This window comes from Bradyrhizobium diazoefficiens USDA 110 (assembly GCF_000011365.1).
GTDB lineage: Bacteria > Pseudomonadota > Alphaproteobacteria > Rhizobiales > Xanthobacteraceae > Bradyrhizobium > Bradyrhizobium diazoefficiens.
Genome location: NC_004463.1, coordinates 4,027,912 through 4,051,398 on the forward strand (window position 1 = coordinate 4,027,912; position 23,487 = coordinate 4,051,398).

Here is a 23,487-nt window from a genome sequence, read left to right on the forward strand (position 1 = left end):
GGCGACGCAGGCGCGTAACAACAGGAAAACGAGTGTCAGCCATTCTCGGCTCGGGCGAGCACCGCTACCGCGTCGTCGACAATTGGGCGAAACTGCCGGATGGCTGGCAGCTCACCGACGTCGCTTCCGTCGCGGTCGACAGCCGCGACCGCATCTACGTCTTCAACCGCGGCGCCCATCCGATGGTGGTGCTCGACCGCGACGGAAATTTCCTGCGCAGCTGGGGTGAGGGGCTGTTCTCCCGCGCGCACGCCCTGCACATCGACGCCGACGACAACCTCTATTGCACCGATGACGGCGACCACACCGTGCGAAAGTGCACCACTGACGGCAAGGTGCTACTGACGATCGGTGTTCCCGAAAAGCCCGCGCCGTTCATGAGCGGCGAGCCGTTCCATCGCTGCACCCACACCGCGCTGTCCCCTAAGGGAGAGATCTACGTCTCCGACGGCTACGGCAATGCCCGCATCCACAAATTCACGCCGGACGGCAGACTGAATCAAGAGCTGGGGCGCGCCCGGCACCGATCCCGGCCAGTTCAACATCGTGCATAATATCGTCACCGACGCCGATGGTTGGGTCTATGTCGCCGACCGCGAGAACCATCGCGTGCAGGTGTTCGACGGCAACGGTAAATACGAGGCGCAGTGGAACAATCTGCACCGGCCGTGCGCGCTGTGCTGTTGCGGTGGCGGCAAGAGCCCGACCTTCGTGATCGGCGAGCTCGGCCCTGCCATGCCGGTCAACCGCAAGGTACCCAATCTCGGCCCGCGGTTGTCGATCGTGGACGCCAAGGGCAAGCGTATCGCGCGCCTCGGCGGCGAGGATGGCCCCGGTCTTGCGAGCGGCAAATTCCTCGCGCCGCATGGCATTGCGCTGGATTCCAAAGGCGACATGTATGTCGGCGAGGTCGGCGTGACCGACTGGAAGACTAATTTTCCTGACGAGGACATGCCGACCGTGGTTCGCACCACGCGCTGCTTGCAGAAGCTGCAGCGCGTGGCGGAGGTGCCTCGCTAGAGGGCGATCTGGCTAGCCGATCATCGCTGGGGAAGGTTCGATTGGAGGCAGACGGCCGACGCATAAAGTGCGGCATAAGAACGCGAATTATACTCACATCGCTCGATGAGTATAACCGAGCCGATCTCGTCAACCGGTATGCCAGGAAGATCCAGGATGCACGTTATGCGAGCGTCGCGTGCAATTTCGCATGTGTGTGCAAGGCCGTGTGCACCGAGACTCCGAAAGCCGATTTCCGCTTCCATTTTGTGCATATCGTCCTACAAGAACCGATCGGCGACAGCTTGATCAAAGCAGATTTTTCAATCGGTCCAATCACGCTTAGGATCGGTCGAAGTCAAAATATATCAATGAAATGAATGAATTAGATCGAAAATTCGCCACGGCCCCCATGATGGATTGGAGCGAGAGTTCAAGTTTTTCAATCGGTTAGAGCGCGGCGTGTGCACCGAGAGATCAAGAAAAATCTTACGACATCTAACCTGAGCAAGCGTGCTGAAGTGCGGGCGCAGGGCGCCCCTTTCTGGCGCCGCATTCGCGCAGCAGAACTTGCAGCTTAATAGATCAATGATGCGGAAACCTGGGATTGGAGCGGCTGACTCTTAATCAGCGGGTCCCAGGTTCGAGCCCACCAAATCAATAGCTTGGCGAGCAAAACCGTTTGAGCAGCTGATTTTTCAAACGGTCTTTCTTGCGGACAACGCACTGCCGAGCAGGCGGGGACGACGTTGACCGGGCAAATGTCGCCTGGCTACATCCGATCGCCGTTCTCGACGTGGAAAGCCCTCAGCATCGCAAGACAGGTGCTCGTTGCAGCGCCCACTTCCAACGCGTTGGATACGGCGGCCGACAGTGCTTGCACGTTTGCGATCGTCACGGTGATGAAACCGGGCTTGGCAACCAGACCCGCTGCGACGGCCTCCGCGATAGCATGCTCGTTCGATGCATAGGAAAGGAGCTTAGAGTTCTGGTCGGCGGCAAGCTGGGCCGCATCAATGAGATGCTGTCCAGGCGCGCGCGCGTCGCCATCGGCCGGAAGGACCGCAAGCAGGTTCATCGCTTGCGACAAGCGTTCGAGAATGAAATAGCCGCCCTTGGCATCCGCGAGCACCTCGACGGGATGCGGCCGCTCGAGAAACTGTCCACTGAACTCACCGATATCCGGGTAGGTGAATCGTAGACCGCGTTGTGCGCGACGGTTCACGCGACGAAACAGCTCTTCGATGAGACTGCTCGTCAGGACGCAAGGTTTCAATTCGCCCGGCAATCCGTCATTCCAGCCAGCGGGCGTGGACACATAGGCGGTGGTTGCCGCCATCGCGCCTGCGCGCAGGAGCTGAAGGCCGCTCGACTTATTCTGCGGCATGAAGCCGAGCGCGACGGCGCCGCCGCGCTCGGCAATCCGCCGCATCGCTTCCGATATCACGTGCATGTAGGCGCCGCGGGCGGACTTGACCGGAAGCGACCACGCCGCCGTCAGGATTCCGGCCAGCAGAGTTCCGCCGTCGGGCGTGATCATTCGCCGATAGGAGATGCCCGTTCCAGCAATCGCAGCACCGTTCACCTCGGCGACGACGATATCGGCCGGTTCGGACAAGGATGACCGCGCAAAACACCACCGCCAGCGGCGCCCGTCGCCCCAATCGCCGAACGATCGGTTCAGGGCGGCGAGATGCTCGGCTTCAAAGCCTGCGGGGTTGATGCTGACCTTCACAGATCATTCGCCTTGCCAATGGATGCCTGCGGCAGCGCCGCAACGCAGCGCGCGGCAATCTCGCCCATGCTGGTCCACCAGAGGTCCTCGCCGACTGTCTCCAGGTAATCAAACACCGCATGCAGGTGATCGCAATATTCATCGCCGAGCCCATCCAGCGCAACATAGGATCCGGCCCTCTTGATGACATGCGCCTTGATCGCAAGCAGACCACCGTGATCGATAATTGACCTTGCCCGGTCGATGGTCGACGTCGCCTGATAGTTGGTCGTGAAGTTCAACAATCCACCGGATATCCATTGTGGCGCGATCAGTGACGTACCGGTGAGCCCGCTCATACCGCTCCGCGCTTCACGATGCACGGCGCTCACGAGGTCGCGCGAGGAGCCGACGAAGGTCAGGCCGGCGTCCCGCATTGCCCTCGCAAGTCCATGGCTCAGGTACCAGCCGGGCGGCGACATTCCCGGCACGAACGCCAGGTTGGCGGCGTGAAAGATTTGGAAGATCCCCGCCAGACTGCGCCGGCATTCCTCCTCGCTCGCATCCAGGTATTCGAGATGCGTGGGGTGGCGTCCGCGGTTGTGCGTGAGGCCGTGCAGCCCGATTTCAACCCTTGGCAGGTTCTTGAGGAATTCGATGAAGCGCGGAAACCTGTCGATGCGCATCGTGCCTTCGGGCAACGTATTCCATTCGCACCAAAGACGCCGCACACCGGGAATGTGCATCAGCAGCGGGTGCGAAACGGATGGGTGTTTTGCGCGCCAATCGGCCGTCACGAACAGAGTAGCGCGCAGCTTCGAATGAGCGGTCAGCAGGCGGATCAGAAAACGAAGCTGCCCATGGTCGAGGTCGCCGCCAGCCTCATAACTGTCGCGAGAGGTACCGGGATGGACGTCGTCGATGGTGAACACGACGGCAGCCTTCTTGCCCGGCGGAAGCCAATCGGGAGGGATACCAGCCAACCCGCGTGCCGGCAGCCGTGCAAACGAAGTGCTCTCGCTTCTGTCGGGCGCGAAGGGGGGTAGGGAGGCCGGACGCACGGAAGTCACGGCATCAACCTCACTCGGCACTGTCGCAAACGGGCGGCTCAATCGGTGTCTGCTGCAGCGCCGCTTGTCCGGGTCCATTCGGCTGCAACCCGCGCCGCAGTTCCGCAAGCTTCCGCATCAAGCCCCAACCGGGGGAATGTTTGCCGAGCCAGGACACCGTCTGCTGGCGATACATGCGCAAATACATCGGCGCTTCGACCCATCGACGCGACGCGTGCAGGCCAGCGGTGACAAGTTGACCTCTGAGAGTCGAAAGATGACTTCTGACCCATGAGGTCAGCCGTTGCCGGTACATTCGCAGATGCATCGGCAATTCGATGTGCCAGCGCGCAAGGTGCAAGCCAGCGGTCACGCGACGATTGGCCCATCGGATTCGCAGCGGCAGCAACGTCCCGGGAGGAGGCCCGTACGGAAGCTGGTTCGCGATTGACCGCCAATACGTATCGAAGCTGAAGGTCGTATCGAGAATGCTCTTCAGGCGGTTGCGATGCGTCGGCCAGTGCGAGGTCATGTAAAAATCCCTGTGCGCGACGCGTAGTACGAACCAGGCAAGGATCGGGACGCCGATCGCACAGCGTGCAAGGCTCACCAGCGGATTGTAGAAGCGACGGCGTAGGACCGATCGTTCCGACCGGTACAATTGATCGAGATCGGCGCATGTGCGCGCCAGGCTGAAGCGCTCCCGGGCAAGAAGGCCACCGTTCGCGGCAAGCGCGCGAGCGCGCGGCCGGTCACACAGCATGTCGTTGATACCGCGCGCCAGGTCCGCAGGGTCGGAGGGACGCACGAGAATGCCCGTCTCGCCGTCGATCACGCAATCGACCATGCCGCAGACCGCAGTTGCAACTGTCGGGCATTCTACCATGAGGGATTCGATCACCCCGCCCACGTTCTCATAGAGTGAGGCCTGAACCGCCACATCGGCGCCGCGAAGGATTCCGGCCGTGTCGCGACGAAAGCCGGTAAAGATGATGCTCTCGGAAAGACCGAGATCCTGCACCAGGTGCCGCACCTCCTCCATGTAGGCGGTCCCAGGCTCCCCCCAGCCATTGCCCACGAGCACGACCTTGGTTTCCGGATGCTTGGCAAGAATAGCCGGCGTGGCCCGAACGAGGTCGACAAAACCCTTCGGGTTCTTTCCGCGTAGGACGGCGGGCACCCAGTCGTTATCCGACATTTTCGCATAGAAATAGGCGACCTTCACGACGATCTTGGTCGACGATGGCCAGCCATACTCCGCCCGCAGGTCGACGGCCGGGGTTTTGTCCGGATCGTACTGATCGTTGTCCGCGCCGTAGTAGATCACCGCGCGGCGCGCCGAGGCGACACCGAGACGGGCGAGGATGTCGTCGGTGTACTTGCATGATGCGATGAGACGCGTCTCCGTCCACCACGTCAATCGGTCCATCCAGAACGTCCGGGGCACTTCGAGATGGAAAGGCGAGGCATACATCGCAAGCCGCACCGGGACGTCGGCAAACCAGGCCGCGAACCGCGTCGCAATCATCGCAAACAGCAGATGCGACTGCACGACATCGAAGCGTTCCCGGCGCAGCCACCATGCAAGCCGCCAGACCGCCGCCGGCAGCCGCAGAACCGAAGCGACGCTATCATAGGCGCCGAAGCCCTCCTCGGCGTGAACCCGGATACCGGCTTCCTTCAGCATGTCGATCAAGGAGCCGTTCGAACCGCCCACGACCGCCGTGACATCATGTCCATAACGGTCTCGCAGCCACGACAACTGCTCCACGGCCCAGCGAGCGCCGTTGGTCGCCGAGACGAGGTGACAGACTCTCAACGACCCGACCTTGTCTCCACCGCCAGATGCGCGATTGATTGTTCGCATGGTCATCGGTCCCGCGCCTCGCTGTCTGGCTCGGCAGCAGAGCCGAGCAGGCGACGGAACTTGGCACGCAGACGCCTGCGAAGACCCCAGCCGAGCTTTTGTCGACCGACGAATGCATAGAAGCGGTAGAGCATCATCCGCCCGGCAAGCCTCAGTCGCGGAGCAATCGGCGCTGGAGGCTCGATCGTCACAGAGATGAACTGCTCGTTCGCGGGTGCGGCCGCGTAAGGCGCAGGAGCAGATGCAGTCCTGGATCGCAGCACCGCGTTGATCAGGCGCAGCATCAACCGGCGCAACGCGAGGAAGTGCCACGGCCGCCAACCGGCATCCCAGGCTGGCAGCAGATTGCTGTCGAACACCGTATAGCGGAACGCCAGGTAACCACCGACGAGGGCCCCACAAAACAACCGAAATGCGCGGCGAACGGAGCGGTAGCCGGCCGGTGCCCGTGCATACAGCCGCTGATAAAGCCGGTGCTCGTCCTCCACCGTCGTTCGCAGCGTAAACCTCTCGAGCATGCGCGCCCGGCCGTGACGACCGAACTCCCTTGCGCGCGAGGGGTCGCGCAATAGTTCGAGAATGCCCCTTGCAAGCTCGGCCGGATCGGCTGGGCCGACCAACACGCCGGTATGGCCGTCGATGACACTATCGACGAGGCCGCCAACTCGCGTCGCGACCATCGGACATTCCATCAAGAGGCCCTCGATCGAACCTCCGAGGTTTTCGCTAACCGAGGCCTGAACGGCGACATCGAGCGATTTGAGCACGGCGGGAATGTCCGTGCGGTAGCCGGTGAAGACGACGCTATCGGAAAGACCGAGTTCGGCGACCAAAGCCTGCATCTTGGCCATATATTGCCGGCCGCCTTCCTCCCAGCCCGACCCGACCAACAACAGTTTGGCATTGGGAAAGTCGGCGAGCACCGCAGGCATTGCCCTGATAAGGTCGACGTGGCTCTTGACCGGGCGCCCCTGCGCGGCCGGCGGCGTCCATCGGTTGACGCCGAGTTCGGGATAAAAATAAGCGACCATCCCGATCAGCGGCGTATCTGCTGCCCAGCCATGCTCGGCGCGCAAATCCGCGGCAACCTCACGCGACGGCTCGAACCTGGTCTCGTCCGGCCCGTAATAGATGACCTCGAGGCGCTGCTTGCGCACGCCCATTGACAGATACAGTGAACGGCTGAACTCGCAGGACGGGATGAGCGCGGTATCCATCCACTGCGTCGAGCCATCGATCCAGCTCGGCGTATAAGCCTCGAGATGGAATGGGCCTGCGATCATCGACAAGCGTACCGGGACATCGGCGAGCCAGGCCGCGATGCGACCGATCACCATGGAATGGAACAGGTGCGTCTGGATGATGTCGAAGCGCTCGCGCTCCAGAATACGCCCTAGGTCCAGGATCCGCTTGGGCAGTGCGAACAAATCGCCACCGCCGAGAAACTGGAAATCGCTCGCAAGGACGCGAATACCGGCAGCATTGAAGCGGTCGACGAGCGCCCCGCTGGTTCCGTTCAAGATGACGCTGACGTCGTACCCGAAACGATCCCTGAGATCCCGCACCTGCTCAAACACCCATGCCGCGCCTTCAGTCGTCGCCGCGATGTGACAGACGCGGAGCTGCCTCGTCGTCGGAGCCGGCATCGTGCCTTTGACCGACGGGCCATGCGCGATCTCGACGGCTTGCCGAGCGGAACCAAGAGTCGTCGTGCGAACAAGCGGCATGTTGCCAACTGTGTCATTTTCCATTACTCAGCACTACAATATTCATCCAAAAGTTTCCAACTGGCTCGGGTACAGCTCCGGCCCGACTCCGGGGAGCAAGTGAAAATTTGAACGCAAATGGCGCGGTACCTAGGATCGCTTGCGTAGGCGCCGGCGGGCACGGAAAGGTGGTTGCAGACGCCGCTCTATCGCTTGCGGGGCATAAGATCGTCGGATTCCTGGACGACAATCCGTCGCTATCGGGTCGTTCGATCATGGGACTTCCCGTGCTGGGGCCGATTTCGGCCTGGCGTGATCACAATATCGATGGCCTCATCCCGGCGATCGGAGCTAATCGCGCTCGGCGCGACATCATGCAGCGCGAGACGTCGCGAAACGCAAAGGCGATCACGATCGTTCACCCCTGTGCGACGGTGAGCACCTGGGCGGAGTTGAAGGCCGGCATCGTCGCGTTCGCCGGTGCCATCGTCAATGCGTATGCAAAAATCGGGCAGAACGTCATCATCAACACAGGTGCGATTGTCGAGCATGATTGCGAGATCGGCGATCACGCTCATGTGGCGCCGGGGTGCTATCTGGGCGGCGAGGTGAAAATCGGCGAGGGAAGTCTTCTCGGGCTGGGCAGCCGCGTCCTGCCGGGAGTGAGCATCGGAAATTGGTGCGTCATCGGGGCCGGCGCAGTCGTAACTGAGGATGTCGCCGATCATGCGACGGTCGTCGGAGTGCCAGCACGGAGAGTGCGATGAATGAGAAAGGCATTATCAGCACGCCGATGTCGCAGCCCGATATCACCGAGGGCGATATCGATCTCGTCGCACAGGTGCTGCGAAGCGGCCGGCTCAGCATCGGAGCCTATATCGAAGAGTTCGAGAAGCGCGTACGCGACTATGTTGGCACGCGATATGCCGTCGCGGTCGCCAGCGGCACGGCTGGCCTGCACCTGTGCATGCGGCTTGCCGGCGTGAAGGAGGGCTCGGAAGTCGTCACGTCACCCTTCAGCTTCGTCGCCTCAGCCAATTGCATCCTCTACGAGCACGGAACGCCGGTGTTTGTCGACATCGACGAAGACAGTTTCAATATCGATGCGGATGCGATCGACGCGGCGGTGAACGACCGGACGGTCGCAATCCTTCCGATTCATGTCTTCGGCCGTCCCGCGCGCATGGACCAGATCTGCCGCACCGCCGACCGGCGCGGGCTTGCCGTGATTGAAGACGCCTGCGAAGCGATCGGCGCGGAGTTCGACGGCCGCAAGGTCGGCGCGTTTGGGCGCGCATCCGTCTTCGCTTTCTATCCCAACAAGCAGATGACCACCGGCGAGGGCGGCATCGTAACCACCGACGATCCGCAATGGGATCGCGAGCTGCGAGCCTTGCGCAATCACGGACGCGCCGGCGACGAATGGCTGCAACATCATCAGTTGGGGTTCAACTACCGCCTCAATGAACTCAGTGCCGCGCTGGGTCTCTCGCAGATCTCGCGCCTCGACGACCTCTTGGACCGGCGAGCTGCGGTGGCAGCGGCTTACAACGATCGCCTGGCGCGCATCGTGAGCGTCAAGCCACTCAGTGCGGCTGCGAACACCACGCGGATGAGTTGGTTCGTGTACATCGTGCGGTTGGATGCTCGCCTGTCGCGCGACAATATCGCGTCGCGGCTTGCGGAACGCGGGATTCCGACGCGAAATTATTTCCCGCCGATCCATCTTCAGCCGTACTTCGCCGAGCGTTACGGCTACCAACGCGGCCAGTTTCCTGTGACCGAGCGGGTCGCCGCCAGCACGCTGGCTCTCCCCTTCCACACCAACATGCCGGAGCAGGCGGTCGACCACGTCTGTCGCGCGCTTCAAATGGCGATCGACCAGGAAACCCGTCGTTCAGCCTAGGAGGACTGCCGCGCAAGGTCGAGCTGCATCTCTTGCAGCACAGCGTCGATCTCACCCGCCGCTCGAATACGGCCCCGCTCCATCCACACGGCTTTGGTGCACCATTTCCGGCAGATGTCGAGATTGTGGGAGGCCAGCACCAGGATGTTGGCACGCTCGACAAAGGATTCGATCCGGCGTTGCGCCTTCGCGAGAAAGCTCGCATCTCCCGCCATAATCCACTCATCCATCAGGAGGATTTCGGGCGAGAAGCAGGTGGCGACGGCGAAGGTCAGGCGCGTCATCATGCCCGAGGAATAGGTTCGCACGGGAACGTCCAGATAGTCTCCGAGCTCGGTGAAATCGGCGATATCGGGGATATAGGATTCGATCTCGCCGGCACTCAGCCCCAGCAGCATGCCGCGCAGGCGGATGTTATCGTAGCCGCTCAGATCGCCGTCGATTCCGACAGCGATATCGAAGATCGGCGATATGCGACCGCACGACGTCGCGATCCCCAGCGTCGGCTCATAGACGCCGGCCATCACGCGTAACAGGGTGGTCTTGCCGGCGCCGTTGGCGCCGACGAGCGCAATGCGTTCGCCTGCGGCGATCGACAGGGAGACGTCTCTCAACGCCTCGACGACGATCCGCTCGTTCGCATCGCTGGCGAGCTGCCCTCCGGTTCCGTGGAACAGCAGGTGCTTCTTCAGCGAACGAGATCCACCCTGGTAGATCGGGAAGGACACGCTGACCTTCTCCAGCGTCACGAGCGGCTTGCCCCGAAGGCCGTCAAGCATTGCTGTCCCTTAAACCCAATACGCGATCCGCGCCCGATAACGGGAGAACAACAGTCCCGACAAGGCAACGTTGATCAGCGTGACCAGTCCGACCGCCGCGTAGTTGGAGGCTGTCGGAACCTCCCCGAGCAGCGGCGCGCGAACGATTTGCAGCAGGTGATAGACCGGATTCAATTCCGTCACATAGGCCGGAATCTTCACCGCATCGGGCTTCCACATTAAGGGCGTCACGAAGAACAGGATCTGCACGACGGAGTTGATCACTTGTGGGATATCGCGAAAGCGCGCCGAAATCATCCCGATCGTCAGGCTGATGGCCATCCCGTTGAAGGCGACGATGCAGAGCGCGGGTATCGCCAGAAGCGCAGCTGCGCCCGGCCAGATACGAAAATACAGGATGATGCCGAAATATATGATGAAATTGTGGGCCAGCATGATGAGCTTGGCCCAGCTTGCCCGGTAGACATACAGCGAGAACGGCAGGCTGATTTGCTTGATATAGGCTTCGGCCCCCGAAAACAGCGTACCACTCTCCGTCAAATAGCTCGACATGAAGCCCCAGATCAGAAGCCCGATGCCGCAATAGGGCAGGAACTCCTCGACGGGCTGCTGGAACAACCTGGCATAGAGCAGACCCAGGGAGCCGATCAGGATGCCCATGCTGACCGTGAGCCAGAGCGGCCCCAAGATCGAACGCTGATAGCGTTGCCGGATGTCGTTCCAGCCGAGACGGCCCCACAGCCGCCAGAGTAACAGCCCGCATACGATATCAGCGCGCGCGGCGGCCAAGGCGGAGCGATCGGTGCTTCGCACGACCGAACCGCTTCGCAGTGCCCCCTGGATGGTGCCGCGGGCCATGCCCGATATCTCCAAAATGATGCGCGGCCGCGATTAAGCAGGTTCATGCGGCCAAATCAAAGCTTTCGAGAGGAACGGCAGTAGACCCCGGCTATGGCCGATGGCAAGGCCGTGGTGCCGGTGATCGGCAGCGGCCGCTACGGTAACCTGTCGGCTGAAGAACTCGACGTCGGGCTTGAGGATGCCGTCGCAGGACGAGCAGGACGGCACGTTGAATGACGAGAAGTCCGCGGCCTCGAGATCGGCATCGCCGTCGGGCGCGTCTAGGGCGTCAAGGTCGAGCCAATCGGCGTTCATGCACTCGCCTGAAATGCGGCGCGCTGCGTTTTCGCTGTCAATCGGCTTGCGAATTTTGCAAGCCGATTGACGGACGGGGCCACGTGGCACCCGATGTTTCTAAAGTCGAGGCCCGACGGTATCGGCCGCACTCAGCGCGGCACAAGGCACCGGGCGGAGCGGTCTGATTATCGTGATCTGACTGTCTGGCCTCATCGGGAAACAGTGCGCCTTGGTAACCAAGCTAGTGAGAGGGCACGTCCTGTTCCTGGCAAATAAACGATCCTCAATGGTCGGCAGTGAACGTTGGTGCATGGCCGGTGGCAGCCTTGGCATACGCTGGCCAGCTGCAGACTTGAGCTCGCCCCCTGTTGGCGATGGCTATGACCTTTCGATCAGATCGCGCGAGCGCTCCATCGTTGCCAGCAGCCCGACCCGCGTCGTATATGCCCATAAACCGATACAGTACATGCGAGATGGCGCGCGCTAGATCCTGAAGACAAATGGTGACTTCTGCGGCAAAGCACCTGAATACGCTCGACCCTGTGGGCCCAATGGATACACTTGAAACAACGTCGACAAACTCGCAGTCGAGCTGGTGGTCATATCCAGTCCGCACGCAATTTACCAATGATCTCCTCGGAACGGCAACTTTTACGATGCTGCCTTGGTCGACCACAGGCTTCCAGATCATCTTGCTCATCTGGCTGACCGGGATCTTGGGGGTCTCATTGCGAGAGGATGGCGTTGCGATCCTGCTGCACTTGCGTCGCCCTCACTGCATGTTTCCACTGCTGATATTCGTGCTTGCCCTCGCCGGCACCGCTTGGAGCGAAGCACCCTGGCTGACGGCGCTCTACACCATCAAATCGACCGCCAAGTTTATCGCCGTGCCTTTGATCGCCTACCATTTCGAGCGATCGCAACGGGCGACTTGGGCACTTGCTGCTTTCTTCATCTCCTGTTCTCTGTTGATGGCGCTTTCGTGGATGTCGTATGTCGAGCCGTCGATCAGACTTGAGGCGTCAAAGAATGCCGGCGTACCAGTCAAGAACTACATCGACCAAAGTCAGGAATTTGCGCTTTGCATGATCGCAGCGGCGCCGCTCGCGATGGAGTTATTCAAACAAGGGCGGATCGCCATATTCGGCGGGCTTGTGACCTTGATAGCCGCCTTCTTCACCAATATGATTTTTGTCGTCTCGGCTCGCACAGCGCTAATCTATATCCCTGCTATGTTGGGCGTTCTCGCACTTAAATTTCTAACCCGCCGACAATCGATGACGCTGCTGCTTGCCGCCCTTACGGCCGCCGCGGCCTTATGGACAACCCCATCGTTCTTGCGAACAAGAATCGCGGATGTTTCGCGTGAATATCAGCTTTATCTTGAGAATGTCCCGCGCTCGACAGGGCAGCGCCTCTACTACTGGCAGGAATCACTGACGTTCTTTGCGGCAGCGCCGATCATTGGGCACGGTACCGGATCCACGGAGATTTTGTTTAGCCAGAAGGCACAGGGAAAAATGGGCCTGGAGGCCGAAGTGACGCGCAATCCTCACAATCAAACGCTGAACATGGCGGTTCAGTGGGGCGTGCTGGGCATTGCCGTGCTATATGCAACCTGGATTTGTCACCTGCTCCTCTTTCGTGGGAGGGGCTTTGCAAGCTGGCTCGGGTTTCTTGTTGTTACACAGAATATCTTCAGCTCACTGCTCAATTCCCACTTGTTCGACTTTCAAGAGGGATGGATGTACGTCCTAGGCGTGGGCTTGGGTGCTGGCGTCCTCACTAAAGAGGGTCGGGATGGCGAGGTACACGTGATTGCCACGCACCCACGAACAGTAGCAGACGGCAGATGATGAGATCTCGCCTCGGATCGCGACTTTTCGCTCGATATCAAGTCACGTGCGCCGATGGGGCCCTCGGCATGCGAGATCTGCAGCTGCCGCGAAATGGCAGCGGGCGACGTATGCGGCCCTTCCTCGGACGGCGTCACGCGATTGTCAATGAGCGAAGCGACAGAGAATCAAGTCAATGTTCAAGTCTTTCAGTCGGTTAGAAGGCGGCGTGTGCACGACGTGTGCACCGGGAGATCAAGAAAAATCTAGTGATAGCGAGTTTGAGCAGTCGAGCTTCGACGCAAGCCAGCAGTGCAGGTGGCTTCGACCGAGAAGCGGATCTTGTTCGCCGGCATGGTGAGCAGGCCAGTGTTGGGTCGCTGGGTGGGGCAGGGGCTGCTGGTCAGGGCGTAATAATGAAAAATGCTGATGTCGGGGGGCGAGTCGCTCCCCGACTACCAGGGGCCACGATTTTGTGCACCAATCTATGATTTTACACGATTTCACACGTCGACAGACGCGGTTTGCCGCGCGTAATTATTTCACCGGCTTGCCAAGCTGTGACAGCTTGCCCCTCATCAAATGGCGATGAGTTCGAGAGGGAACTTCGGCAGGTGGCTCAGTACGTCGCTCGCCCACCAGACAGGTCGAAAACCGCGCCAGTCGAAAATGAGCATTCGTCGGAGGCGAGCCAGGTGACCAGCGCCGCTACCTCGTCCGGTCGTCCCGCACGTCCGAGCGGTATCTTTGCCAGCACGTTTCGATAGGCTTCGTCCGACATCTGCTTGACGAGATCGGTGGCGATCACGGCGGGTGCGATGGCGTTGACCCGGATATCGGTGCCGGCCAGCTCCTTGCCGAGAGATTTCGTCAGCGCGATCACGCCCGCCTTGGCAGCGGAATAGCCGGTCATGCCGGCATTGCCTTCCTTGCCGGCGATCGAGGCCAGGTTGACGATGCGTCCGGCGTTCTTCCGTCGCATCGGTGCGACGGCCGCCTTGCAGCAGAGGAACGTGCTGGTGAGGTTCACATCGAGCACGCGCCGCCATTCAGCAAGGCTGTACTGCTCGATGTTGACCGTAGGGCCCGTGATTCCCGCGGCATTGACGAGGATGTCGATGCGGCCGAAGCGCGCGAGGTGGCCCGTCATCACGTCATTGACGGCGGCCTCGTCGGTGAGATCGATCCGCTGGTCGGCGCCATCTGCGACGTCCCAGACGACGACTTTCGCGCCCGAGGCGGCAAGCCGCTCGCGAACGGCCTGGCCGATGCCGCCGCAGCCGCCGGAAATGACGGCGATGCGCCCGGAGAGATCGAGGCCGCTCATGTCGTCGCTCGTCTATCTGCGGCGCGCGCGACGATGCTGCGTGCCGCCGCCAGCGCGCGTCGTCCCCATTCCTCGGCGCCGAGCTTGGGCAGCCACTCATCGTTCGGAATCTCGAGGCTCAGCGGAAGGTCGTCCGGCAAGGCGCGGACGACCCCGGCGAGATCGATGCCGCCGTCGCCCGGGAGAAGCCGGGCGCACCGTGCCGTGTGGATCAGTTCGTCGTTGCTGGCGGGGATCCCTGCGGGCGCGTCACAGAGCTGGGCGTAGCTCAGCAATTCCCGCGGCAGGCCTACGATATCGTCAAGGGTGGTAGCCGAGCGCGCGGCATGCAGCGCGTCGACCAGCACGCGGCCGTTCGGCTCGCCGGCGTTGGTCACGATACGAAGGGCGGCCCTGGCGTTCTTCACCGCGGTCCACGGCATGAATTCGATATCCGCGGTGAGGTCGTAGGGTGCCGCGGCGCGACAGAATGCGGCGAATGACTCCGTCAGTCGGGCTTCGTCCGGATCGTCACCGGCGACGAGGATCGCGCGCGCCTTCAGCCTGCCCGCGGTTTCGAGGAAGGCTGCGAAGTGGTCCGCTTTGAAATCCGCGCCAAGCCGTGCGATTTCGACGTCGAACACCGGCACGCCGGTGTCCTCGATGCACCGGATGGTTTCGCGCAACAGGGCGGGATCCGTGGCGAGCGGCGAGAAGTCGCCGCCGGGGGCGGCGGGCGCGATGCGGACCCCTATCGCCTGGTAGCCGAGCTTTTCGGCCAGGACCAGCGCGTCCGGAGGCGCCATCGGCGCCGAGGTGAGATAGGCGAGCGAATAGATGTGCGTCATGGCGATCGCCTCACGCCAGCGGAGAGATGGCGGTCGGCAGCGCGATGATCGAGCGCATCTCGCCGGTCAGCCAATCCGGCCCGCCCTTCGGCGGCCACACGCCCCTGGCGACGGATTCCGCGCGCACAGCGGCGCGGGCATCGAGGCTCGCGAAGGGCCAGATATGGGTGAAGCGCGGCGGCCCGTCCAGCGCATACATCGCAATCGAGAGCGGCGACAGCTTGCCGCGCTCGGGCATCGCGGCTTCCCACGCGGCGATCGTGGGAGGAACGCCGCCATGCTTGAGGCGATAGGTGCGGATCTCGTAGACGCTTCCGTACTTGCCCGGCACGACCGGCGGCAGGAATGGAAACGGCACATAGGTGTCGAAGCTCATCTGCGCGATGGCCTCGCCGGCATTGAAGGGATTGGCGGTGCGGAGCGCGCGCTCGCGCTCGCCGCGGTATGCCTCGTGATCGCCAAACGAGCGCAGCACCAGGAGCTGGTTGAGCTCGCCGATCTCGTTTGCCCAGCAGCCGAGCAGCGTGCCCTTGGCCTCCGGCGCCCCGACATAATCGCCGATCCCGGCCACGGCCTTGGCGGCGGTACCGAGCTTCACCGTCAGCGTTGCGATCTCATAGAGCATATTTCTTCTCCTTGCGGTCAGGCGGCGGCCGACCGGTTGTTCTTGAGCGGAATTCCGCCAGCGTGGTGCGCGGCGATGTAGCCGAAGGTCATGGCTGGACCGAGCGTGATGCCGCCGGACGGATAGCGGCCGGCCATGATGCTCGACATGTCGTTTCCGACGGCGTAGAGGCCGTCGATGGGCCGCTCCTGCGCATCAAGCACGCGGGCATGTTCGTCGGTGTTGAGACCTGCGAAGGTGCCGAGGCTGCCGGCGACGATCTTCACCGCATAGAACGGGCCGGCATCGACCGGCGCGACGCAGGGGTTCGGCAGATGAGCCGTATCCCCCTGCACGCGATTATAGGGCGTGTCACCGCGTCCGAAGGCGGGATCCTCGCCGTGCGCGGCAAATCGGTTGTAGTGCCCGATCGTCGCCTTGAGCCCTTCGGCGGAGATGTCGCAGGCGCGCGCCAGCGCCTCGATGCTCGCGCCTCGTTTCAGGTAGCCGTTGCGAATCCATGGCGTGATTGGGAAGGGCGGCGGGCGGACGCGGCCAAGGCCGTAGCGCTTGAGGAATTTTGCGTCGCAGATCGCCCAGGCCTCGGCGGGCGCGCTCGCGGGCGTGGCGGCGAACAGCGCCTTCATCACGTCGTGATAGGAATTGGCCTCGTTGGCAAAGCGCGTGCCGTCGCTGCGCACCATGATCAGCCCCGGCTTGGCGCGCTCGATCAGATGCGGAAAGTGGCCAACCGAGCCGTCGCGATGCGGGACCAGTGAGACCGGCGCCCAGGCTCCCGGGTCGGAGAGATCCGTCCGCAGCTCTCCGCCGACACTCTCTCCGAGGCGGATGCCGTCGCCGGTGTTGCCGGCCGGCGCCGCCGACCAATGCTCGTGGCCGCTTGGAGCGTGGGCAAAGAGCGCTGCCTTCCGCGCCGTATCGTGCGGGAAGCCGCCGCAGGCGAGCACGACACCGCGGCGGGCGCGAATCTCAAGCGTCGCGCCGTCATGAACGACGCGCGCGCCCGTGATGCGGGCTCCTTCGCTCAGGAGCGATCGGGCCGGCGCCGCCGGCATGATGCGAACGCCAAGCGCGTCGGCGGATTTCAACAGCCGGGCCACAAGCGCGTTGCCGTTGACGAGATGCATGCCGCGGCCGAAGCGCAGCATGTCGACCAGATGCCGCGCGAGCCGGCGCGCGACATGCCGGAAGGAGGCCAGCGAGGAACGGGCGTTGAGAAAGTACCGGAGATCCGCGCCCGACGCGATGGCCATCCCGAACGGGGCGACTTCATCCAGCGGCGGCTTGAGATCGCGGAGGCGTGGACCGAGCTCACGGCCATCGATCGCCGCCGCGCAGAGCGAGCGGCCGCCCGTGACCGCGCCCGGGCTCTTGCCGTGAAAATCCGGGATCTGGTTGCCGTCGATGAAAGCAAGATGGGTCTCGCGCTGGAAGAACTCGACCATGCGCGGGCCTTGCTCGAGGAACATGTCGATGCGGGCTGCGTCGTAACCATCGGCGAGCTCATGCCGCAGATAGAGCCTGGGCTGCTCGGGGGCCTCGACGATGCCGGCCGCTTTCGCCAGCGGATTGCGCGGGATCCACATCCAGCCGCCGGACCACGCTGTGGTGCCGCCAAGTTGAGCCTCCTTCTCGACCACGATGACGTCGAGACCGAGCGAGGCGCCCGTAACCGCAGCAGCCAAGCCGCCTGCGCCCGAGCCGATCACGAGCAGATCGCAATCGAGATGTTCGTCGCTTCTCACGTCAGCCTCCGGTTCACGCGGCGCGACGCGCCTGGGTCACCCCAAGCGCATGTCGCGCCGCGCGATAGGCAAACGTGATGGCCGGACCGATGGTGATGCCCGGGCCCGGATAGGTGCCGCCCATGATCGAATTCGCCTCGTTGCCGCAGGCATAGAGTCCCGCGATCGCGCTGCCATCGGCGCGCATGACCTGTGCCCATTCGTTGACGACGAGACCGGTGGCCGCGCCGATGTCGCCGGGATAGAGACGCACGGCATAATAGGGCGCGGTCGAAATCGGACCGAGCGTCGGGTTGGGTTCGATCGACGCATCGCCGTTGACGCGGTGATAGGGCGTGGTGCCGCGCCCGAAGTCCGGATCGATGCCATCAGCGGCATAGCGGTTCATCGCCGCGATCGTGCCTTCGAGGTTGGTCGCGGGCACGCCGATCTTGCCGGCGAGTTCACTGATGGTCGCGCCCTCGGTCAGATAGCTGTCGGCGAGGTAGGGAGCGAGGTTGCGCGTGCCCATCCGTACCATGCCGAGGCCGTATTTCTTGAGGCCTGTGGCGTCGGTGATGATGAAGCAGGGAATGCAGGGCACCTGCTTGTCGTGCTCGAACATCGCGCGACCGAACAGGTGATAGGAGACGGATTCGTTGACGAAACGACGGCCGGTCTGATCAACGCAAACCGTGCCCGGCTTGCTGCGGTCCATGACGAAATGGGGGAAGCTCGCGGTGCTGCCGTCGGCGCGCCGTCGGATCGAGACCGGCGCCCAGAACGCATTGTCGAGATTGCCTTCGCCGAGGCGCGCGCCGAGCCGCAAGGCGATGTCCTGCATGGTGCCGGTGTGCCCGGGAGCGGAAGGGCTGTATGTCTCGCCCTTGGGCAGCAGCTCGCCGCGGCGTTGCGGATGCCGATTGAAGCCGCCGGCGGCGAGCACGACGCCGTGCGTGGCCGCTACGCGGCGGCTCGTTGTGCCGGACTTGAGCACCGCACCGGTCACAGTGCCGTTCTCGGTGACGAGATCCTGCACCTCGGTGCGGATCAGGATATCGACGCCGCGCGCATTGAGCGAGGCCAGGAAGCGGCCGATCAGCGCATTGCCCATCACCAGGCGGGACCCGCGTCGGCCCTTAAGCCGATCGCCGGCGTAATGAGCGAGGATCTTGATGGCATGGGCAAACGAGCGCGCGGACTTCTTGAGGGCGAGCAGGTGGCCGATATCGGTGCGGTCGACCATCATGCCGCCAAAAATCGTGAACTCCGGGATCGGCGGACGGATATTGCCGAGATCGGCGCCAAGGTCGCGGCCGTCGAACGGCACAGGTTCGAGAGCGCGGCCGCGCATCGTAGCGCCCTCGAACTGCTGTTCGTAATCTGGATGGGTCGCATAGGGGCGGAACTTGACGATGCTGTTGGCTTCGAGCGTTGCGACCGCGTCCGGCGCGCTGTCGAGAAAGGCCTCGCGCATCGACGGGGCAGAATGATTGCCGACCACGCCGTCGAGGAACGTGCGGACCTTCTCCCGGCTGTCATCGGGATTGACGCTCTTCGAATGGTGCGAGTTGGGGATCCAGGTGGTCGCCGCCGAAAGCGCGCTGGTGCCTCCGACATATTCGGTGCGCTCGACCAGCAGGACCTTGCGGCCCTCGATCGCTGCGAACAGCGCAGCCGCCATGCCGGCCGCACCCGAGCCGATCGCGATAAGATCGTAGCGGGCATCGTCGGAAATCGCTTCGATGTTCTTGAACATGGCCGTCACCTCGATCCGTCGTGCGCGAGCAGGAAGTCGACCATCGAGCTCTGCAGTGCGTTGTACATTTCAGTGCCCGTCGACGTCTTGCAGCCGAGGCGCCGCGCCGCCTCGACGAGCGGCGAGACCGCCGGGCTGGTGATGACGCAGCCGACGAACGTGCTGGCTTTGAGCTTCGATGCGTCGAGCGGAAGCGGGTCTCCGGCCTTCATGCCGAGCGGCGTTGCGTTGGCGACGAGTTCGAAGCCGGACGGATCGGCCGAGCCTGGCCCGATCCCAGCCTTGCCGAGTGTGGCCAGCTTCGCGATCAGCTGGTCCCGGCGGGCAGCTTCATTGTCGTGAATGGCCAGCGAGCGAACGCCGGCTTCGACCAGCGCCATGGCGATCGCCGATCCGGCGCCACCCGCGCCGACCAGCAGCGCGCACTTACCGGTCGGGTCGTAGCCGTTGGCGCGTACAGCTCCGACAAAGCCGAGCCCGTCGACGTGGTCGCCATGCCAGCCGCCTTCGCGGCGTCGGCGCATGATATTGACCGAGCCGAGTAGACGGGCGCGGTCGGTCGAGGTTGCGCAGAATTCGTAGCAGGCAAATTTGTGCGGGACCGTGACGATGATGCCGTCGAGATTGCGGACATCGGTCGCGGCCGCCAGGAACGTCTTGAGACGGGCGCCGTTGATCTGCACCGGCACCAGGATGCCGTCATAGCCGCGGTCGATGAAGGCCTGCGTGACGCCGGCCGGCGATTTCACCTGGGCGATGGGGTCGCCGACGATGATGTTGAGGCGCGTGGCGCCGGTCAGGTTGAGGTTGATCATTCTTCTTCTCTTCTTGGCTAGGCCGCCCCGCGGGCCTGCGCCGCTTCGGCCTGGACCACGCCGAGCAGGCGGGCCTGCAGGTCATGGTCGCGTTCGAGGATCGCTGCATCGCCGGCAAAGGCAATTTGGCCGTTCACCAGCACATAGGCGCGGTCGACGATCGGCAGCACGGTCTCGGCGTGATGCTCGACGATCACCATGGCGACCTTGCCGCGCAGCTTGACGAGGGCGTCCATGACTTCCTTGACGACGGCCGGCGCGAGGCCCTCGAACGGCTCGTCGAGCAGGATCAGCTTGCTCGGCACCACGAGGGCGCGCGCGATCGCGACCATCTGCCGCTCGCCGCCGGACAGACTCTCGGCCTTGGCGGCACGACGCTCGCGCAGGCGCGGGAACAGTTCGAACACCTCGTCCAGGGCGATACCGCCGGGACGCGTGGCGAGCTGCAGGTTCTCGACGACGGTGAGGTTGGGGAAGAGCCGGCGTCCTTCGGGAACGAGCGAGATGCCGAGGCGGTTGATTTCGTAGGGCTTGAGGCGCGCGAGTGGCTTGTCCTCGAACGCGATGCTGCCGTTACTTATGGCAAGCGTGCCGCTGAGACCGCGCAGCAACGTCGTCTTGCCGACGCCGTTGCGGCCGAGCAGGGCGACGGCTTCGCCGGCGTGAACCGCAAGATCAACCGCTTCAAGGACCGTGCTGCCGCCGTAGCCTGCCGACACGGCGTTGGCCGCAAGCAGTACCGGCGCTTTCGCATGGGCCATCCGCTCGACCGACGACGGCGGCGACTGCGTGCCGTCCTTGGCGGCCCCGAGATAGGCCGCGACCACGTCGGGATTGGCGGCTACGTCGGCCGGCTTGCCGTCGGCGATTATCCGGCCCTGGTGCAGGACCGAGATGCGGTCGGAGATCGCAAGGACGCGATCGATGTCGTGCTCGATCAGGAGGACGCCGTGGGTCTGCGCGAGCTTCCCGATGAGATCGGCCACGACGACGCGGTCGGCCTCGGCGAGCCCGGCCAGCGGCTCGTCGAGCAGCAGCAGCTTGGAATCGATCGCGAGCGTAATGCCGATCTCGAGGAGACGCTTGGCGCCGTGGGGTAGATTGATGCATGGTTCGGCCGCGACGTCGGCAAGGCCGACGGCATCGAGGATCGACCAGGTCTTGGCGTTGACCTCCTCCATCGCATAGGCATCGGCGAGCATCTTGGCCGATCCCGTGCGCTGAGCCTGCACGGCCACGCGGACATTCTCAAACACGGTCAGGTTCTGGAATATCGACAGGATCTGGAACGAGCGCCCGATGCCGAGCCGGGCCCGAACATGCATCGGCGTCCGGGTGACGTCGCTGCCGTCGAACAGAATGCGCCCGCCGCTAGGCTTCAGTGCGCCGGACAGCATGTTGAAGAACGTGGTCTTGCCGGCGCCGTTCGGCCCGATGATGCTGTGAAGCACGCCGCTGTGGACCTCGATGTCGATGCTTTTCGCCGTCACCAGGCTGCCAAAGTTCTTGCTCAAGCCGATAGTCTGCAGCAGCGGCTTGCCGCGGTCGACCTTGGCGGCGCTGCTTGCGAATGGAACGATGGCGGCAGGTCGGGGCGGGATGTCGAGACGCACGAGCGTCCAGCGCTGCCGGCCGAAGAGCCGCTGCCACAGGCCCTGCATTCCTTCCGGAGAGGTCAGCGCGAACAGCATCAGGATGGGTGCGAAAACCAGCCACCAGTTCTCCGTGATGGCTGACAGGCGGTCTTCCAGCAGAATGAAGGCGATGGCGCCCCATAGCGGCCCGAGCACGTGATGCACGCCGCCGAGCACGGTCATCAGCAGGGAGTCGCCGGCGTGCTGCCAGCTCAGATTGTTGGCATAGACGCCCTCGAGCATAAGGGTGAGCAGGCCGCCGCCGAAACCGACGAAGGTGCCGGTAAGGATCAGCGCGCCATGCCGGAAACGATGGACGTTGTAGCCGAGGCTGCTCGCCCGCTGCTCGTTGTCGCGCACCGCCTGGAGAACGCGGCCGAACGGGGAGTGGGCGATCCGCCACATCAGCCAGATGCAGATCACGGTGACAGCGACCACGAAGACGTGGAACGACCACGGTCCGGCAAAGCTCGTGCGATAGACGCCCTGCAGCCCGTTCTCGCCGCCGGTGACGCCGGTCCATTTGAAGGCGATCTCGAAGGCAATCTGCGAGAACGCGAGCGTCAACAGCGAGAAGTACAGTCCCCTGCGGCGCAGGATGATGGCGCCGACCACGAGCGCCAGCAGCGCGGAGAACACCGTCGCCAGCAGCAGCGAGACGAGATCGTTGCCGTAGCGGCCGAGGATGAAGAAGGCGGCCGCATAGCTCGCGCAGCCGAAGAACACCGAGGCGCCGAAGGGGACGAGCCCGGTGTAGCCGACGAGAAGATTCACGCCGGCGCCATAGAGCGTGTAGATCGCGATCTGCGTGATCAGCGAGATGGGCGCGCCGAGCAGCGCCCAGGCTGCGGTGAGCGCGGTGAGAACGAGCGCGGCGACAAACGCCGGATGGCGCAACAGAGCGAGACTTTTCACTCGAATCTCTCCCAGCGTTCGCCGAACAGTCCGCGCGGGCGGACGAGGAGAATGGCGGCCATCAGGATGTACATGGCTGCGCCCGACCATTCCGGCTGGAACTGGATGGTCATCGCCGTGGTGATGCCGACCAGGAGGCCGGCCACGACGGCACCCAGGAAGGAGCCGAGGCCGCCGATGGTGACGATCACGAAAGCCGGCATGATGGCGCCCGCCGCCATCGACGGCGTGATGGTCCAGAGCGGTGCCGCCAAGAGCCCGCCGAGGCCGGCGAGCAGGCAACCCATGCCGAACACGCCGCTAAAGACGATCGGCAGGTTGATGCCGAGTAGGCCGACCATCTCCGGATCACGCGACCCGGCGCGGATGATCCGGCCGTAAGGCGTGTAGGCGAGAAAGGCCCAGAACGCGACCAGCGTCAGCGCGGTCGTGAGCAGCACGAACATCCTGTATTTGGTGATCAGGATCGGGCCGTATTCGACGAAGCCGGCCAGGAATTTCGGCGCAGCGAAGGGCACGGGCGCGCCGCCGAAGATCAGCCGCAACACCGCCTCCGCCAGCAGTGCGAGCGCGAAGGTCAAGATCAGCCCGAGCAGCGGTTCCTTGCCATAGAGGTGCCGGATCAGGACCATCTCGACGACGACGCCGATCGCGCCGGTCAACAGCGGCGCGGCAAGCGCCCCCCACCAGCCGAACTCCTTGGCCAGGGCATAAGCGAGATAGGCGCCGACGGCGAAGAAGGCGCCATGCGCGAAATTGACGATGCCGAGCATGCCGAAGATGATCGACAGGCCGATCGCGATCAGAACGTAGAGAAAGCCGAGCACAAGGCCATTGACGGCCTGCGACAGGATCATGTCGAGCATGGC

The 23,487-nt window shown here is 63.3% G+C and carries 17 protein-coding genes and 2 pseudogenes; 4 read left to right on the top strand and 15 right to left on the bottom strand.

The window, feature by feature from the left end; translation table 11 throughout:
* Positions 1 to 32 precede the first annotated feature (32 nt).
* Positions 33 to 1,020, top strand: a pseudogene (locus tag BJA_RS18045) (peptidyl-alpha-hydroxyglycine alpha-amidating lyase family protein).
* Between the two features lie 751 nt (positions 1,021 to 1,771).
* On the opposite strand, the gene BJA_RS18050 reads toward BJA_RS18045, so the two are convergent.
* The 4 genes from BJA_RS18050 to BJA_RS18065 form a co-directional block, all read right to left on the bottom strand.
* Entirely contained in the window at positions 1,772 to 2,734 is a 963-nt protein-coding gene (locus BJA_RS18050; RefSeq protein ID WP_011086426.1) for a hypothetical protein, read from the bottom strand.
* Positions 2,731 to 3,645, bottom strand: a complete 915-nt coding sequence (locus BJA_RS18055) for a hypothetical protein (RefSeq protein WP_162494081.1) — start codon at positions 3,643 to 3,645, stop codon at positions 2,731 to 2,733. Before BJA_RS18055 ends, BJA_RS18050 begins: the two co-directional genes overlap by 4 nt.
* 148 nt (positions 3,646 to 3,793) lie before the next feature.
* Positions 3,794 to 5,635 carry a glycosyltransferase family 4 protein gene (locus BJA_RS18060; RefSeq protein ID WP_011086428.1) on the bottom strand — a complete coding sequence of 614 codons (1,842 nt, stop codon included), beginning with the start codon at positions 5,633 to 5,635 and terminating at the stop codon, positions 3,794 to 3,796.
* Positions 5,632 to 7,206: a glycosyltransferase gene (locus tag BJA_RS18065; RefSeq protein ID WP_162494082.1), complete on the bottom strand. Its 1,575-nt coding sequence runs from the start codon at positions 7,204 to 7,206 to the stop codon at positions 5,632 to 5,634. Before BJA_RS18065 ends, BJA_RS18060 begins: the two co-directional genes overlap by 4 nt.
* 257 nt (positions 7,207 to 7,463) lie before the next feature.
* Between BJA_RS18065 and BJA_RS18070 the strand changes: the two genes are divergently transcribed.
* Positions 7,464 to 8,102, top strand: coding sequence for an acetyltransferase (locus BJA_RS18070; protein ID WP_038966191.1), 639 nt, complete (start codon positions 7,464 to 7,466; stop codon positions 8,100 to 8,102).
* Positions 8,099 to 9,241: a DegT/DnrJ/EryC1/StrS family aminotransferase gene (locus BJA_RS18075; protein ID WP_011086431.1), complete on the top strand. Its 1,143-nt coding sequence runs from the start codon at positions 8,099 to 8,101 to the stop codon at positions 9,239 to 9,241. The genes BJA_RS18070 and BJA_RS18075 overlap by 4 nt, the downstream gene beginning before the upstream one ends.
* On the opposite strand, the gene BJA_RS18080 is transcribed toward BJA_RS18075, so the two are convergent.
* From BJA_RS18080 to BJA_RS18090, 3 genes and pseudogenes are all read right to left on the bottom strand, one after another.
* Positions 9,238 to 10,020 (bottom strand): ABC transporter ATP-binding protein, encoded by a 783-nt coding sequence (locus BJA_RS18080; protein ID WP_011086432.1) that lies wholly within the window; start codon positions 10,018 to 10,020, stop codon positions 9,238 to 9,240. The genes BJA_RS18075 and BJA_RS18080 overlap by 4 nt on opposite strands.
* A 9-nt stretch (positions 10,021 to 10,029) precedes the next feature.
* The gene (locus BJA_RS18085) at positions 10,030 to 10,878 is read right to left on the bottom strand and encodes an ABC transporter permease (protein WP_011086433.1); all 849 of its coding nucleotides are present in this window, start codon (positions 10,876 to 10,878) and stop codon (positions 10,030 to 10,032) included.
* A 120-nt stretch (positions 10,879 to 10,998) separates the two neighbouring features.
* Positions 10,999 to 11,172 (bottom strand): annotated as a pseudogene (locus tag BJA_RS18090) (NAD-dependent deacetylase); the annotation flags it as partial.
* 536 nt (positions 11,173 to 11,708) lie between these two features.
* Here BJA_RS18090 and BJA_RS18095 point away from each other — a divergent pair.
* Positions 11,709 to 13,013, top strand: a complete 1,305-nt coding sequence (locus BJA_RS18095; RefSeq protein ID WP_051000298.1) for an O-antigen ligase family protein — start codon at positions 11,709 to 11,711, stop codon at positions 13,011 to 13,013.
* Positions 13,014 to 13,611: 598 nt separating this feature from the next.
* On the opposite strand, the gene BJA_RS18100 is transcribed toward BJA_RS18095, so the two are convergent.
* From BJA_RS18100 to BJA_RS18135, 8 genes are read right to left on the bottom strand one after another with little or no spacing between them, the layout of a single operon-like run.
* Positions 13,612 to 14,319: an SDR family oxidoreductase gene (locus BJA_RS18100; RefSeq protein WP_011086436.1), complete on the bottom strand. Its 708-nt coding sequence runs from the start codon at positions 14,317 to 14,319 to the stop codon at positions 13,612 to 13,614.
* Complete coding sequence (locus BJA_RS18105; RefSeq protein ID WP_011086437.1) at positions 14,316 to 15,146, bottom strand: sugar phosphate isomerase/epimerase family protein; 831 nt, start codon at positions 15,144 to 15,146, stop codon at positions 14,316 to 14,318. Before BJA_RS18105 ends, BJA_RS18100 begins: the two co-directional genes overlap by 4 nt.
* 10 nt (positions 15,147 to 15,156) lie before the next feature.
* Positions 15,157 to 15,771 (bottom strand): NIPSNAP family protein, encoded by a 615-nt coding sequence (locus BJA_RS18110; protein WP_011086438.1) that lies wholly within the window; start codon positions 15,769 to 15,771, stop codon positions 15,157 to 15,159.
* A 17-nt stretch (positions 15,772 to 15,788) separates the two neighbouring features.
* Complete coding sequence (locus tag BJA_RS18115) at positions 15,789 to 17,516, bottom strand: FAD-dependent oxidoreductase (RefSeq protein WP_011086439.1); 1,728 nt, start codon at positions 17,514 to 17,516, stop codon at positions 15,789 to 15,791.
* A 13-nt stretch (positions 17,517 to 17,529) separates the two neighbouring features.
* Complete coding sequence (locus BJA_RS18120; protein WP_038966193.1) at positions 17,530 to 19,254, bottom strand: FAD-dependent oxidoreductase; 1,725 nt, start codon at positions 19,252 to 19,254, stop codon at positions 17,530 to 17,532.
* Between the two features lie 5 nt (positions 19,255 to 19,259).
* Positions 19,260 to 20,069 carry a shikimate dehydrogenase family protein gene (locus tag BJA_RS18125; protein ID WP_011086441.1) on the bottom strand — a complete coding sequence of 270 codons (810 nt, stop codon included), beginning with the start codon at positions 20,067 to 20,069 and terminating at the stop codon, positions 19,260 to 19,262.
* Positions 20,070 to 20,086: 17 nt separating this feature from the next.
* Positions 20,087 to 22,618, bottom strand: a complete 2,532-nt coding sequence (locus BJA_RS18130) for a branched-chain amino acid ABC transporter ATP-binding protein/permease (protein WP_236842229.1) — start codon at positions 22,616 to 22,618, stop codon at positions 20,087 to 20,089.
* Positions 22,615 to 23,484: a branched-chain amino acid ABC transporter permease gene (locus BJA_RS18135; RefSeq protein WP_028170747.1), complete on the bottom strand. Its 870-nt coding sequence runs from the start codon at positions 23,482 to 23,484 to the stop codon at positions 22,615 to 22,617. Before BJA_RS18135 ends, BJA_RS18130 begins: the two co-directional genes overlap by 4 nt.
* Between the last annotated feature and the right edge of the window lie 3 nt (positions 23,485 to 23,487).

What these genes read in the sequence shown, in the direction of transcription:
- BJA_RS18060 (WP_011086428.1), bottom strand. Translation starts at nt 5,635, where the DNA reads ATGACCATGCGAACAATCAATCGCGCATCTGGCGGTGGAGACAAGGTC.
- BJA_RS18075 (WP_011086431.1), top strand. Translation starts at nt 8,099, where the DNA reads ATGAATGAGAAAGGCATTATCAGCACGCCGATGTCGCAGCCCGATATC.
- BJA_RS18080 (WP_011086432.1), bottom strand. Translation starts at nt 10,020, where the DNA reads ATGCTTGACGGCCTTCGGGGCAAGCCGCTCGTGACGCTGGAGAAGGTC.
- BJA_RS18085 (WP_011086433.1), bottom strand. Translation starts at nt 10,878, where the DNA reads ATGGCCCGCGGCACCATCCAGGGGGCACTGCGAAGCGGTTCGGTCGTG.
- BJA_RS18095 (WP_051000298.1), top strand. Translation starts at nt 11,709, where the DNA reads ATGGATACACTTGAAACAACGTCGACAAACTCGCAGTCGAGCTGGTGG.
- BJA_RS18100 (WP_011086436.1), bottom strand. Translation starts at nt 14,319, where the DNA reads ATGAGCGGCCTCGATCTCTCCGGGCGCATCGCCGTCATTTCCGGCGGC.
- BJA_RS18105 (WP_011086437.1), bottom strand. Translation starts at nt 15,146, where the DNA reads ATGACGCACATCTATTCGCTCGCCTATCTCACCTCGGCGCCGATGGCG.
- BJA_RS18110 (WP_011086438.1), bottom strand. Translation starts at nt 15,771, where the DNA reads ATGCTCTATGAGATCGCAACGCTGACGGTGAAGCTCGGTACCGCCGCC.
- BJA_RS18120 (WP_038966193.1), bottom strand. Translation starts at nt 19,254, where the DNA reads ATGTTCAAGAACATCGAAGCGATTTCCGACGATGCCCGCTACGATCTT.
- BJA_RS18125 (WP_011086441.1), bottom strand. Translation starts at nt 20,069, where the DNA reads ATGATCAACCTCAACCTGACCGGCGCCACGCGCCTCAACATCATCGTC.
- BJA_RS18135 (WP_028170747.1), bottom strand. Translation starts at nt 23,484, where the DNA reads ATGCTCGACATGATCCTGTCGCAGGCCGTCAATGGCCTTGTGCTCGGC.